Raw genomic sequence first — 12,690 nt, forward strand, 5'->3', positions numbered from 1 at the left:
TTGAAAAAAACTATGAAAAAAAATTTACCCAGAATTATTGCAAATCAATTTTAAAAGAAGTATACTATGTTTCGTGAACTTCAAATAAAGCAAATTAAGGCATTGAATGCTACTTAAAGGGTTAGGACCTCTCTGGACTAACTTGCCCCCGTGGTAGATGTTCGATACCGCATGCTTGAAGGCATGATTATTTTTAAAAGGGGGACTATGCTAATGGATACAATGGGAAGACACGTAATTGCTGAGTTATGGGGTTGTGATTCTGAAAAATTAAATGACATGAAGTTTATTGAAGAGACATTCGTAGACGCTGCATTGAAAGCAGGTGCAGAAATTCGTGAGGTTGCTTTTCATAAATTTGCTCCGCACGGTGTAAGTGGGGTAGTCATTATTTCTGAATCTCATCTAACTATTCACAGTTTTCCTGAGCATGGTTATGCAAGTATTGATGTTTATACGTGTGGAGATCGAATTGATCCCAACGTAGCTGCTGATTACATTTCAGAAGCATTAGGCGCTAAAAAACGTGAAAATCTGGAAGTTCCACGCGGAATGGGTCCGATTGCCGTTGCCAAATCAAAAGTTACAGCTCAATAATTAAAAACAAAATGTAAGCGAGGTGTGAAATTTCACACCTCTTTTTTATTTTGGCTTTTTAGAATTCATTGTTGTTCTTGAAAGTGGTTGATTTCCATTTCAGGTGCTCGCTTTCCGCGGGGCGTGCGATGAGCCTCCCTGGCGCTTTGCGCCATTAGGAATAAAGAAAAAAACCAAAAGTAACAATGTTTTAGAATTAAGCCTTTATTTTATACAATATAGGGAATAATACGTTACAAATTATGTCGTTTTGGAGGTTTATTATGTTTAGAAAGCTTCAAAATCTAATGGAAAATCACGCGGAAACGAGTGAACAGCATGTGGACGAAAGACTTCGAACCCATTACTTTAAAGCTAACAAGGCTGAAGTAATGAATGTTATAAAAAAAATTTTAGATGAAGACACGAACTTTACCGAGCTTGGGTTTTCTGAGGAGAGGGGAGAAGCAACATTTGAGGTAAGGCAGCCCAAAAATGCCTTTGTTGTGGTCAGTGTAGTGACCGTAAGACACAACCATACTGCTGTAGATCTAAATGTTTCAACAGAGTCGGCTCTGCCTTTTAATTTTGGTAACAATCAGCGTTTAATCACAAGCATATATGAAATTTTAAAACAAAGACTTCCATTTTTGGGGACATCTATGGCTGAAAATTTATAGGAATAGCTTGTCACAAACCTCCCTTTTCTTTAAGATAGATATAGAATAGAAAATTTTTTGGGGATGATTACAATGAGGTGTCCTTCTTGCCAGCATAATGGAACAAAAGTGCTTGATTCCAGACCTGTACATAGCGGCCGGTCAATTCGCAGAAGACGGGAATGTGAAGATTGCAGCTATAGATTTACTACATTTGAAACGGTAGAACAAACACCGCTTATCATTGTTAAAAAAGGCGGAGAAAGAGAAGAATTCAGCCGCGAAAAGATTCTTAGAGGGCTTATTAAAGCTTGTGAAAAGAGACCTGTCCCCTTAGAAACACTTGAAAATATAGTGGATAATATCGAAAAAGAACTGCGAAACAGCGGAACGTCCGAGGTTTCCAGTACTGCAGTTGGAGAACAGGTAATGGAACATCTTTCAAAAACCGACGAGGTAGCCTATGTAAGGTTTGCTTCTGTTTATCGTCAGTTTAAAGATATAAATGTATTTATACAAGAATTAAAGGAACTGATTAACAAAGACGAGCGTTAAAGCTTCAGTTGAACAGCTATAACGCTCTTTTATCGTAATAGTGCAACTTTGGCTGACGGATTAACAAAACGTCAGCCAACTTTCTTAGTGAAGAGAATTTAATGTATATAAAGGGTGAAAACGATGACGGTACATTTTCAGGAAGTAGTGCCCGTTGATACTTATTCCGTCCAAAGCAAAGGCTTATTGAATGAAGTTGATCAAAACGTACTGACTTTGCTCTATCAGCCTTTAATAGGAGCATTTGCGCACAGCTTATATTTAACTTTATGGTGCGAAGCAAAAATGAACCACAAATCAAAAAAGCATCAGCACCTCATGAACCTAACGCAGTTTTCTTTAAAAGATATTTTATCAGGAAGAAAAAAGCTCGAAGCCATCGGATTGTTAAAAACACTGAAAAAAGATGGTGAGAGCGCGAGGGAATATATATATGAACTGCAGATGCCGCTTTCTCCAAAAGCTTTTTTTACAGATGGTTTTCTTAGCATCTATTTATTTAACCGCCTTGGACAAACAAAGTTTAATGAAATAAGAGAATCATTTTTAATTCCGCAAGCAGATTCATCTGGCTTTACTGATGTAACAGCTTCGTTTAGTGATGTTTTCACTTCTTTGCATCCTTCAGAAATGACTTCAAAGAGTTATTCTGAAATCAATGAGAATGTTGTTTCCGAAAATGTTTCATTTGTAGAAAAGGGAGTGCAAAGTAAAGTTACCTTGGGGGAGTCTGGCTTTGACTTTGATGCGATGGTTAACCAAATCTCTACATTTGTTGTTCCAAAAGAAGTTCTAACTCCAAAACTAAAAGAATCAATCTATAAACTTGCCTATATCTATCAGCTCGAACCAATGGACATGAGCAGACAGATCCAAAACGTTTATTATTCAACAGGAGATATTAATGTTGAAAATCTGCGAAGAGAGATTCAAAAATGGTATCGGTTTGAACATGAAGAAGGTCTGCCTGTGCTAGCATTAAGAACACAGCCTGTTCACCTTAAAGCACTTCAAGGGATGGATCCAAAATCAAAAGAAGAAGAACTTATTAAATACTTTGAAGAAGTATCCCCGTTTCATCTATTAGAAGATTATAGCGGAACAACACCTTCTGAAGTAGATTTGAAGCTTGTTGCCTATTGTATGCTAGATCAAAATTTAACACCGGGTGTAACGAATGTTTTATTAGATTATGTTTTGTCTGGTAATGACATGAAACTTGCAAAAGGTCTAATAGAACGAATATCATCACATTGGGCGCGGAAAAAAGTACAGACGGTCCCAGAAGCAATGGCGCTTGCGCGGGATGAAAAAAGAAAATCAAAAGAATGGCAAGAAAAGAAAACATCAAAATCCAAGTATTATAATGGAAATCAAAAGCCAAATGTGTCTGTACCAGATTGGCTGAAGCCAGAAACAAATCCGTTAGAAGAGGATAAGAGCAATAACACTAACGAAGATGAAAATCGAAAATGGCTGGAAAGTTTGTTAAATAATTCGAAATAAGGGGGGATTAACGTGGAATCAATAAAGGAATCTGTGAAGCAAATGCCGGGATTTGATAAATTTCAGGAAAAATATGAATTAATGAAACAACAAGTCCTTACAGATCCAAAAGTGATGCGTTTTTTAAGGGAAAACCCTGATATTTCAGATACCCATGCAGATAAATTATTATCTAGTTTTTATACTTTTAAAAATGAACAGCAGGCATGCAGTAATTGTCCTGGTCTAGATAAATGCCCTAACTTGATGCAAGGTTATAGATCTGAACTTACAAGAGTGAGACAGACTGTGGAATTGCGATACAAGCCTTGTGAACTAAAGATACATGATGACCACAAAAAATCGATGGCATCGCTCATAAAGAGTTATTTTATACCGAAAGACATACTGGGTGCTACATTCGACCGTCTTTATAAACATAGCATAGATGATACGAGGCGAAATGCGATTTCTAAAGCGTATGAGTTCGTACAGATGGCGGGTACCAGCCAGCCGGTAAAAGGAATCTATTTCTATGGAAAGTTTGGTGTAGGGAAAACCTATCTTCTTGGAGCAATCGCGAATGGACTTGCTGAAAAAGGGATTCATTCTCTAATGGTCCATACACCGGAATTTTTACGAGAGATGAAGCAGTCTCTCTCTGATGGAAGTTTTGATACAAAAATGGAACTCTTAAAAACTGTTCCAGTATTAATGCTTGATGATATCGGGGCAGAAAATATGACGAACTGGGTTCGTGATGAGATTATCGGGGTCATCCTTCAGTATAGAATGATGGAGAAGCTTCCGACTCTTTATACTTCAAATTGTGATTATGACATGCTGCAGCAGCATTTATCATACTCGCAAAAGGGTGGACTTGATGAGGTTAAAGCTTTAAGGATCATGGAGCGTATTAAACACCTCAGTTCTCCTGTTTTCATGGGCGGCAATAAAAATTTCAGAGAAGAATTTTAAATCTTGACTACTGTCCTTTAAGTGGGCAGTGGTCTTTTTTATGCTGTTTTTCTTTTTCTTTCTCGTACAGAGCTGTGTCTTCTATAAAAATATGATAGGATAAGTACATAAGAAATTCGATTCGGAGGTTGCCGATGAGTATTGAATCAATTTTACAAAAAGCATTAGATGGAGAACGATTATCCGTAGAAGATGCCGTTAAATTATATGAAAGTGATGAAGTGGAGCGAATGGGAGAAGTTGCTGACATCATCATGAAAAGGTGGCACCCAGAGCCTGTCACTACTTTTGTGATCGGACGCAACGTTAACTACACTAATTTTTGTGATACATATTGCAGATTTTGTGCCTTTTATCGCCCTCCTGGGAGTGAAGAAGGATATGTGCTGGATGATGAAGTGATTTTTCAAAAAATCCAGGAAACAGTTGATGTGGGCGGTACAGAAATTTTAATGCAAGGCGGAACGAACCCTAACCTTCCATTTAGCTATTATACGGATTTGTTGAAAGAGATTAAAAAGCGTTTTGATATTACCATGCATTCTTTCTCACCAGCTGAAGTTTGGAAGATGGTAGAGGTATCAGGATTATCATTGGAAGAAGTACTTCGTGAACTAAAAGAAGCGGGTCTTGACTCACTTCCTGGCGGAGGAGCAGAAATTCTTGATGATCGTACACGTAAAAAGATAAGCAGACTAAAAGGTTCATGGACCGAGTGGATCGATTGTATGAAAACAGCTAAAAAAGTAGGTCTGCATTCAACTGCTACGATGGTTATCGGGTTTGGGGAAACTTTTGAAGAAAGAGCACTTCATTTACAGAGAGTCCGGGATGCTCAAGATGAAACAAATTGTTTCCTAGCTTTTATTTCATGGACTTTCCAGCCGGATAACACAAATATGAAAGCGGAGAAAACGACGCCTAGAGAATATCTGAAGAACGTGGCCATTTCTCGGATCTTCTTGGATAACATTCCAAACTTCCAATCCTCATGGGTTACGATGGGACCAGAAGTCGGTAAAAAATCTCTTCATTACGGTTGCAACGATTTTGGGAGCACGATGATGGAGGAGAACGTTGTTTCAGCTGCCGGTACTACACATAAAGTAAATACAAACTTAACGCTGCGACTTATTCGTGAAGCAGGAAAAATTCCTGCTCAGAGAAATACGAAATATGAAATTCTTCGTACTTTTCAAGATGAAGAAAATGCAGAAAAAGATTTTGTTATGCAAAACTAATTCAGGAACACCTGACACTGTTTGTGAAAACAAGAGTCAGGTGTTTTTTATTTTATAAAAAGATTTTTTTTTGAAAACTTTATTGTTTTTGGAAGTTGTTGATTTCCGATCCAGGTTGCTCGCTTTCCGCGGGGCAGGCGGTGAGGCCGCATTCGTACGTTTCACTTTTAAGTGTCTCACCTTACCGCTTTAAGGAAGTACTCTTGCTCCTGCGTCTACATGTAAATGCTACCGATGTGAGTTTCCTCGTCGCATGCCTAGCGAGAAGCTTCTCATGTGGTAGGCACGCAGCTTCCACTGCAATCAACTATTCAATGAATTAATTCAAATCCTCTCTGTAGCATCTTTTAGAAAAGAACCTAAGAAAAGGTTCCTAAACAACAGATTAAATACCGTTATGACATTTGTCACAGCGGTATTTTTTTATTGAGCTTATTCTTTAAGTGTGAAACCTAAGGAGGAATGAAGATGCCGCAGCTGCAAAGAAAGACTAATGAAAAAGTAAAGGTGAAAAAGGAAAAAGAATTGCTAGGAACCCTTCTTTCAGTTATGGGTGTTGGTTTGTTTGTCGTTTTGTCATGGGCAGCAGTTTACTTGCTGTATCTATCTAGATAGGAGGTTTTAAAAGATGCATATTCATAAATACGAAAAAATCTGGCTTTGGTCAGGGGCAGTGTGTTTAACGATTTTTTTATTAATTGTAGGTGTCTCAGCTTATGCTATGGGCAATCAGCCTCCCAGTCACATGGAAACAATCGATCCCCAAAAAGCAGCCTTAACAGCACCATTCGATAAACCTGCTCTGACGAAGATAGGTGATAATGAGTATGAAGCGATCATGCTAGCTCAAGCTTTTACGTTTACACCTTCTAAAATGACTGTTCCGAAAGGTTCTACCGTTCATTTTAAAGTGACAAGTACTGATGTTGTTCACGGTTTTCAAATCCCGGCAACAAATGTAAACATGATGATAACCCCAGGGTATGTAAGCAAAATTTCACATACATTTGATAAGCCAGGCAAATACCTTATCTTATGTAATGAATATTGTGGAGTGGGTCATCAAGTAATGGCGGTAACATTGGAGGTGACGTCATGATCGATAAAAGAGATGCGAAGTTAAGTCTAGGTTTTTTAAGTGTAAGTTTTATTGCATTATTTATTGGTGCCATAGCAGGTCTATTACAAACACTGGTTAGAAGTGGAACGATCGAGCTTCCTCTTCATATCGGATATTATCAACTATTAACTGCTCATGGTGTTTTATTAGCACTTATTTTTACAACTTTTTTTATTGTTGGTTTTTTATATGCCGGAATAAGCAAAACGATGGGAGCTCTTTATGATGTTCCGAGAAGAACGGCGTGGCTTGGATTTGCCATGATGACTTTCGGAACCATATTAGCAACCATATTTATTTTGCTGAACAAAGCCACTGTACTTTATACGTTCTATGCCCCCCTGCAGGCATCACCATGGTTTTATGTGGCACTCGTTCATGTTGTCGTTGGTAGCTGGCTTTGCGCTTTCTCGATGTGGAATCAGTATTATATTTGGAAGAGAAGAACCAAAAACAAGCTGTCTCCCCTTTTTAGCTACATGGCTGTTATGACGATGGCTTTATGGTTCATCGCAACGTTAGGCGTTGCAGCTACAGTAATCCTTCAGTTCATTCCTTGGTCGATCGGCTGGGTAGATAAAATTGATATATTAATCAGCCGAACGCTCTTTTGGTATTTTGGGCACCCGCTCGTGTATTTCTGGCTTCTTCCAGCTTATATGTGCTGGTATGTAGTCATTCCTAAAATTATTGGAGGAAAGATATTTAGTGATGCATTAGCAAGACTTTCTTTTGTACTCTTTCTTTTATTCAGTATTCCAGTAGGCTTTCACCATCAGCTTTTAGAGCCGGGGATCTCGCATTCATGGAAGTTTTTCCAGGTAGTCCTTACGTTTATGGTGATCGTCCCTTCGTTAATGACTGCATTTTCTATGTTTGCCGTATTTGAAACAGCAGGAAGAAAAAAAGGGGCAAAAGGTCTTTTTGGATGGTTTAAAGTTTTACCTTGGAAAGATGTACGTTTTTTTGCTCCAATGATGGGAATGCTGATTTTTGTTCCTGCAGGAGCAGGTGGAATTATTAACGCGAGTCATCAATTAAACCAGGTCATTCATAATACGTTATGGGTAACCGGACATTTTCACCTTACAGTTGCTTCAACAGTTGCACTTACCTTTTTCGGAATCGCCTACTGGCTTGTCCCTTATCTGAGTGGCAGAACTTTAACACCGCAAATGAATAAGCTTGGAATCATTCAGACTATCATGTGGACGGTAGGTATGGCGTTTATGTCTGGGGCAATGCATCTAGTAGGTTTATTTGGAGCACCTCGCAGAACAGCCTATACGACTTATTCGGACCATCCTCAAGCAATGGATTGGGTTCCTTATCAAGCAGCCATGGCAATCGGAGGAACGATTCTTTTTATAGCGATCTTGCTCTTGATGTATATCATCGGCTATTTGGCTTTTAAAGCACCAAAGGGAGAAATGGATTTTCCTGTAGGAGAGGTGGAGGAGGAAGCCGCAGCTACACCGGTAATTTTAGAGAATTGGAAGCTCTGGGTAGGCATTTGTGCTGCGTTGATCTTAATAGCTTACACGATTCCTTTTTGGCATATGATAGAGCATGGACCACCAGGATCAACTGGTTATAAATTTTGGTAGGAAAAAGCTTGCAAACTTCTTCAAGTTTGCAAGCTTTTGTTTTTTTGTAATGGAAAATAAGTACAGTATGTTTGATTAAAAAGATGGGTTAAGCGATTACTTTTCTTATGAATGGCTTCATATAAAACAGAAAGAACACTTTTATCCACTATACTGTATAAAAGACTCGGATTCTTCTTTTCGTACACTGCACATTGTGAACCACTGGATTCTTTCAACAACAATATTTCATTAAAAGTGGTAATGCCGGGAAAAGAAAAAGCCTCATGTAGAATCCAGACATCATCAGAGATAGCTAGAGATAGAGCAGCATGTATAGAAGAAAGTGGATCCCTCACTTTATAATAAGGTGTCAGAATACGAGCGGTATCTTTTACGTAAGGCAAGTAAACAGAAGGCTGATCACTTACAACTATGATTTCTTTGAAATAGGGCTTTAGTTCGCTAATTAAGCTGACAACAGCTGATTTATCATTTTTGGATAAAGGTTTTGACTCGTTGAATTCAGTTAATATGACTGCTGCAGTCACTTTAATCCCTCCTTTTTACAAATGGTTCTTTACTACAAGACTGATGCTTTTACGTAATTTTGTTCATTTTCTTCACTGGCAAGTTGATTGAAGGGTAAGGTGCGTGCCTACCACCTGGAAAGCTTCTCGCTAGGCATGCGACGAGGAAGCTCACTTCGGTAGCATTTACTTTTAGACGCAGGAGCAAGGATACTTCCTTGAAGCGGTCAGGTGGAGACTCCTAATGGCGCAGAGCGGCAGGAGGCTCACCGCACGCCCCATGGAAAGCGAGCAACCTGAAGCGGAAATCAACTACTATCGGAGAGCAACAATACGATAAACATCTTTGAAAAAAGAATAAAACAAATTTTCAAGTTAAGATGTATCAAAAATCACACATTGTTCACAGTTGGTGTGATTAAAATCACAATTAATTTTTCGTTTGTGGATTATAATGGAAATATGAGAAGCGGGGAGGTTTCAATTATGGGTGCCTGCACACAGCAACAAAATTATTGTTCTTATCAAAATACAGATGTTTTTTCAAATAACACTTTTCAATATTTAGAAAGTATTATGTATCCCAGGAAAGTGGAAGCAGATCAATTCTTATTTTTAGACAATGACACGGCAGACAAATTGTTTTATTTAAGAGAAGGCCAGATTAAAATTACAAAAGTAACTGAAGAAGGAAAGGAACTGATTCTTTATATCTTTCAAGAAGGTGATTTGATCGGTGAACTGGGAGTTTCTCCGGATTCCCGCTATAACTATAGTGCTAAAGCGACCAGAGATTGTGATATAGGTGTTATTCAGCAGCAGGATCTGGAAACGATCATTTGGCAGCATGGTGAAGTGGCTGTTGAATTCATGAAGTGGATGAGTAACATGCATGCTATTACCCGTTCAAAATTTAGAGATCTGATGCTTTACGGAAAAAAAGGAGCATTGTGTTCAACCTTAATCAGACTGGCAAATTCTTATGGAAAAATGACTCCTTCAGGTATTACTTTATCACAGCATTTTACGAATACAGATTTGGCAGAACTTATAGGAACATCACGTGAAACGGTTAATCGAATGTTAAGTCAGCTAAAAAAAGACGGGGTTGTGACTTTTGAAGCTGGTGGGAATATTAAGATTACAGATTTGGCCTATTTGAAAAATGCATGCAGTTGTGAGGACTGTCCTTTAGAAATATGCAGAATATAATGGTTTTAATTTAGATCTCAAATCATTGGGATCTTTTTCTTTTGGAATTATTATTTGAATTTTCCTTAAATTAAAAATTTTGTGTATAATATAAGAATATTTAGAATAAAGGGGGAAACAAAGTAATGGACTTGAAACAGAAATTGAAATTGGGTGTAATCGGGTTATCTGCAGTATTTTTAGCAGCTTGCGGAAGCACGGGCTCTGGATCTGATGGAGAAAAACTAACGGTAGGAACTGATGCAGCATATGCTCCTTTTGAATCTCTTGAAGGAGAGAAGATTGTTGGATTTGATGTTGATTTATTAGATGCTGTTATGAAAGAAGCGGGCTTTGATTATGAGATGAAGAACACAGGCTGGGAGCCGCTTTTTATTGCTCTGAAAAATGAAGAAGTGGATGCAGGAATATCTGCAATTACCATTAATGATGATCGTAAGAAAACCTATGACTTCTCATCACCGTATTTCGAATCAATCAATATGATTCTTGCAAAAGATGGTACTTCGATAAAGAGCGCTAAAGATTTAGAAGGGAAAAAAGTAAGTGTTCAAAACGGGACAACTGGTCAGGAAGCTTTAGAAAAAATGTTTGGAAAGAGCGAAAACATTAAGAAGTTTGAGAATAACACTTTGGCTATTCAGGCCTTATTAAACGGAGAAGTTGAAGCGGTTGTCGCAGACAATGCCGTTGTTCAGGAGTATGCAAAAAACAACCCTGATAAAAAGCTAGTTACAATTACTGATCAAGAGAATTTTGAAAGTGAGTTCTACGGCATTATTTTTCCAAAAGACGGTGAGCATCAAGAAGAGATCAATAAAGCTTTGAAAAAAGTAATTGAAGATGGAAAGTACGCTGAAATCTATAAAAAATGGTTTGGTGAAGAACCAAATGTAGATACATTGAAACAATAAACTTTCTGGAGGTCTACATGGAATTTTCTTTTCAAATCATAAGCGAATACATGCCGCTGTTTTTAAAAGGTACTTGGATAACGATTCAGCTATCTTTGCTTGGCATACTGTTCGGAACGATATTGGGTTTGTTTATTGGGCTTGGGAAAATGGTGAAAAATCCGCTTATTAACCTTCCTTGTAATTGGTATATAAGTTTTTTTCGGGGAACGCCCTTGCTTGTACAAATCTTGTTGATTCATTCAGCGATGATGCCGCTTATCATGAAACCGCCTAATGTTTTTGTTTCGAGTGTATTAGCATTATCGTTAAATGCAGCGGCTTATATAGCAGAAATTTTCCGAGCTGGCATTCAATCAATCGATAAAGGCCAGATGGAAGCAGCAAGATCTTTAGGGATGAATCATGTACAAGCTATGAAACATGTTATTCTTCCTCAAGCTTCTAGAAGAATGATACCCCCTCTGGGAAATGAATTTATTGTATTGATAAAAGACTCTTCGCTTGTTTCAATCATTGCCACACCAGAATTAATGTATTATGCACGAGCGATGATGGGTCAGTATTATCGTCCTTGGGAACCCTATATGACGGCAGCTTTCATGTACTTAATTCTCACTCTGGGGATGGCTTATATTCTCTCTAAAATTGAACGAAGATTTGTTTATGATTAAACAACTCGGTTTCCGGGTTGTTTTTTCCTTGTTTAACTAACATTTTTTAGACCCTAGTCCCATATATTGTATTATTGAGATTTTATATGGGGGGGACTTGCTTGATCACGATCGCTTTTTCACACCCGTCTGACGGAATCGCTGTTCTAAAAAAAATAATCCGAGCGGCAGCCAAATATAAAATTAACCCTTCCTTTGCCAAATTATCTGATGCTTCTTCAAAAATTCTTGAACTGCACATACATGAACATAAAGAATTCATTTTGGATGTGTTAACGGAATTTACAAGGAACAAGGTAGAAGATATTTGTTTAAAGGAAATGATCGAACATGCTTTTTTTTATAGTGACTCTGCTGAACAAAAAGAAATATTTTCCATATCAAAGAGTATAATTTTGGGAGAGATAGAAGGAATACCAGAAGTTAAGAACCTTCCAAGTTTGAGTGGAATCATACGAGAGCAGTGGCAGTCTATCTTGTCGGAAAAAAGAAACTTCTTAGAGTTTGAAGCTTTTTTAAAGTTTCGTCTTAAAGAGTATTTAGCAACATTGCTTAAAGTTGTTGAAAGTGCGATTGATGAATACAAACTAGAACTTGAGTATCAATCCTTCATTGATCATTTGCGTACATGCTTATCAAAACAAAGATCTATTCTGAAAAATGATATTTTAATCCTTTTTGATCATGAAAATGTAGTTATATTTGATGAAATGCAAAGTCAGCTATCAAAAACTGAACTTATGAACTTACACGATAAAGCATTGAAATTAACAAATGCCGTGAACTTGGATGAACGCCTCCTTGGACCTTTAATCGGATTGGCACCTTCATCTGCCAAGATTTTTGCTTATGATTTGGATCACCCGCTTCTGCAGACGGTGAAAAATATTTTTCAAGAGAAGGTTACCATATCGCCAATAGAGAAAATGTCTTTAAAAGATAACCCATATCCATATAAAAAAAAGTCATAAACTGTCATTGTCCTCTTGCTTTTTGAAAAACATCTGCATATAATAAGTTTATAATTTTATCATTTAATCAGTATTGATAAGGACATGAAGCAGCTTTTACGGTTTTTAGAGAGGGAAGTCACGGCTGAAAGCTTCCTAACACGAAAAATTGCTTTACCACCTTGGAACTTCAGCGGTGAAATAATATTT

14 protein-coding genes and 1 other annotated feature (1 of these 15 cut by a window edge) are annotated in these 12,690 nt (G+C 37.7%); of the genes, 13 read left to right on the plus strand and 1 reads right to left on the minus strand.

Annotation, left to right across the window (positions count from 1 at the left end; translation table 11 throughout):
* Nucleotides 1-213: 213 nt before the first annotated feature.
* From speD to EV282_RS05700, 9 genes are all read left to right on the plus strand, one after another.
* A complete protein-coding gene (speD, locus tag EV282_RS05660; protein WP_066291566.1) occupies nucleotides 214-597 on the plus strand; it encodes an adenosylmethionine decarboxylase in 384 nt (127 codons plus the stop codon).
* Nucleotides 598-860: 263 nt separating this feature from the next.
* Nucleotides 861-1,256: a cytosolic protein gene (locus EV282_RS05665; protein WP_130294514.1), complete on the plus strand. Its 396-nt coding sequence runs from the start codon at nucleotides 861-863 to the stop codon at nucleotides 1,254-1,256.
* 72 nt (nucleotides 1,257-1,328) lie between these two features.
* Entirely contained in the window at nucleotides 1,329-1,790 is a 462-nt protein-coding gene (gene nrdR, locus EV282_RS05670; protein WP_130294516.1) for a transcriptional regulator NrdR, read from the plus strand.
* Between the two features lie 123 nt (nucleotides 1,791-1,913).
* Nucleotides 1,914-3,296 (plus strand): replication initiation and membrane attachment family protein, encoded by a 1,383-nt coding sequence (locus EV282_RS05675; protein ID WP_130294518.1) that lies wholly within the window; start codon nucleotides 1,914-1,916, stop codon nucleotides 3,294-3,296.
* A 12-nt stretch (nucleotides 3,297-3,308) separates the two neighbouring features.
* Nucleotides 3,309-4,253, plus strand: coding sequence for a primosomal protein DnaI (gene dnaI / locus EV282_RS05680; protein WP_130294519.1), 945 nt, complete (start codon nucleotides 3,309-3,311; stop codon nucleotides 4,251-4,253).
* A gap of 134 nt (nucleotides 4,254-4,387) precedes the next feature.
* Nucleotides 4,388-5,494: a cyclic dehypoxanthinyl futalosine synthase gene (mqnC, locus tag EV282_RS05685; protein ID WP_130294521.1), complete on the plus strand. Its 1,107-nt coding sequence runs from the start codon at nucleotides 4,388-4,390 to the stop codon at nucleotides 5,492-5,494.
* 468 nt (nucleotides 5,495-5,962) lie between these two features.
* Nucleotides 5,963-6,109, plus strand: a complete 147-nt coding sequence (locus EV282_RS05690; protein ID WP_226535381.1) for a cytochrome c oxidase subunit 2A — start codon at nucleotides 5,963-5,965, stop codon at nucleotides 6,107-6,109.
* Between the two features lie 13 nt (nucleotides 6,110-6,122).
* The gene (locus tag EV282_RS05695; protein ID WP_130294525.1) at nucleotides 6,123-6,593 is read left to right on the plus strand and encodes a cytochrome c oxidase subunit II; all 471 of its coding nucleotides are present in this window, start codon (nucleotides 6,123-6,125) and stop codon (nucleotides 6,591-6,593) included.
* The gene (locus tag EV282_RS05700; RefSeq protein ID WP_130294527.1) at nucleotides 6,590-8,221 is read left to right on the plus strand and encodes a b(o/a)3-type cytochrome-c oxidase subunit 1; all 1,632 of its coding nucleotides are present in this window, start codon (nucleotides 6,590-6,592) and stop codon (nucleotides 8,219-8,221) included. Before EV282_RS05695 ends, EV282_RS05700 begins: the two co-directional genes overlap by 4 nt.
* A gap of 20 nt (nucleotides 8,222-8,241) precedes the next feature.
* On the opposite strand, the gene EV282_RS05705 is transcribed toward EV282_RS05700, so the two are convergent.
* Complete coding sequence (locus tag EV282_RS05705; protein WP_130294529.1) at nucleotides 8,242-8,751, minus strand: nucleotidyltransferase family protein; 510 nt, start codon at nucleotides 8,749-8,751, stop codon at nucleotides 8,242-8,244.
* A 465-nt stretch (nucleotides 8,752-9,216) separates the two neighbouring features.
* Between EV282_RS05705 and EV282_RS05710 the strand changes: the two genes are divergently transcribed.
* The 4 genes from EV282_RS05710 to ytxC all read left to right on the plus strand — a co-directional run bounded on the left by EV282_RS05710 (nucleotide 9,217) and on the right by ytxC (nucleotide 12,501).
* Nucleotides 9,217-9,942 carry a Crp/Fnr family transcriptional regulator gene (locus EV282_RS05710; RefSeq protein ID WP_130294531.1) on the plus strand — a complete coding sequence of 242 codons (726 nt, stop codon included), beginning with the start codon at nucleotides 9,217-9,219 and terminating at the stop codon, nucleotides 9,940-9,942.
* Between the two features lie 125 nt (nucleotides 9,943-10,067).
* Nucleotides 10,068-10,856, plus strand: coding sequence for a basic amino acid ABC transporter substrate-binding protein (locus tag EV282_RS05715; RefSeq protein ID WP_130294533.1), 789 nt, complete (start codon nucleotides 10,068-10,070; stop codon nucleotides 10,854-10,856).
* 17 nt (nucleotides 10,857-10,873) lie between these two features.
* Nucleotides 10,874-11,530: an amino acid ABC transporter permease gene (locus EV282_RS05720; RefSeq protein ID WP_130294535.1), complete on the plus strand. Its 657-nt coding sequence runs from the start codon at nucleotides 10,874-10,876 to the stop codon at nucleotides 11,528-11,530.
* A gap of 101 nt (nucleotides 11,531-11,631) precedes the next feature.
* Nucleotides 11,632-12,501, plus strand: coding sequence for a sporulation protein YtxC (gene ytxC, locus EV282_RS05725; RefSeq protein ID WP_165389371.1), 870 nt, complete (start codon nucleotides 11,632-11,634; stop codon nucleotides 12,499-12,501).
* Nucleotides 12,502-12,565: 64 nt separating this feature from the next.
* Nucleotides 12,566-12,690 (plus strand) — a binding site (T-box leader); it runs 104 nt beyond the window's last position.

This window comes from Fictibacillus sp. BK138 (genome assembly GCF_004216955.1).
Classification (GTDB): Bacteria; Bacillota; Bacilli; order Bacillales; family Fictibacillaceae; genus Fictibacillus.

Coding starts and splice junctions, on each gene's coding strand:
- speD (WP_066291566.1), top strand. CDS start 214: ATGGATACAATGGGAAGACACGTAATTGCTGAGTTATGGGGTTGTGAT.
- EV282_RS05665 (WP_130294514.1), top strand. CDS start 861: ATGTTTAGAAAGCTTCAAAATCTAATGGAAAATCACGCGGAAACGAGT.
- nrdR (WP_130294516.1), top strand. CDS start 1,329: ATGAGGTGTCCTTCTTGCCAGCATAATGGAACAAAAGTGCTTGATTCC.
- EV282_RS05675 (WP_130294518.1), top strand. CDS start 1,914: ATGACGGTACATTTTCAGGAAGTAGTGCCCGTTGATACTTATTCCGTC.
- mqnC (WP_130294521.1), top strand. CDS start 4,388: ATGAGTATTGAATCAATTTTACAAAAAGCATTAGATGGAGAACGATTA.
- EV282_RS05690 (WP_226535381.1), top strand. CDS start 5,963: ATGCCGCAGCTGCAAAGAAAGACTAATGAAAAAGTAAAGGTGAAAAAG.
- EV282_RS05695 (WP_130294525.1), top strand. CDS start 6,123: ATGCATATTCATAAATACGAAAAAATCTGGCTTTGGTCAGGGGCAGTG.
- EV282_RS05700 (WP_130294527.1), top strand. CDS start 6,590: ATGATCGATAAAAGAGATGCGAAGTTAAGTCTAGGTTTTTTAAGTGTA.
- EV282_RS05710 (WP_130294531.1), top strand. CDS start 9,217: ATGGGTGCCTGCACACAGCAACAAAATTATTGTTCTTATCAAAATACA.
- EV282_RS05715 (WP_130294533.1), top strand. CDS start 10,068: ATGGACTTGAAACAGAAATTGAAATTGGGTGTAATCGGGTTATCTGCA.
- EV282_RS05720 (WP_130294535.1), top strand. CDS start 10,874: ATGGAATTTTCTTTTCAAATCATAAGCGAATACATGCCGCTGTTTTTA.